The organism is Corynebacterium sp. HMSC076G08 (assembly GCF_001811515.1).
Classification (GTDB): domain Bacteria; phylum Actinomycetota; class Actinomycetes; order Mycobacteriales; family Mycobacteriaceae; genus Corynebacterium; species Corynebacterium hiratae.
Genome location: NZ_KV805040.1, coordinates 1 through 293 on the forward strand (window position 1 = coordinate 1; position 293 = coordinate 293).

The 293-nt window shown below is 57.7% G+C and carries 1 protein-coding gene; it reads right to left on the reverse strand.

Annotated features, from left to right (window positions below):
• Positions 1–293 (reverse strand): YPDG domain-containing protein (locus tag HMPREF2806_RS05770; protein WP_198531321.1); only part of this gene is annotated, 293 nt, incomplete at both ends.

Sequence of the window (293 nt, forward strand, 5' to 3'; positions counted from 1 at the left end):
GGCTGCTCAACCGTGACAGTCACCGTGGCATCATCAGTCGAACCATCCGGATAAGTCACCTTAACCGGAACCTCAATCTTCGTACCAGGCTCAGCGCCCTCAGGAATGGTCACCTTGACGGAACCATCCTCGTTAACGGTCACACCCTCCGGCGCGCCCTCGCCCTTTTCAAACTTGGTGCCCTCCGGCGGAGTGGTCTCCTTGCCGTCGCCGTCCTTAAACGTCGGCTTCTTAATCTCGACGTCATCACCCGGCTTACCAGAGCCGTTCTCATACTCAGGAGTGTACTGGTC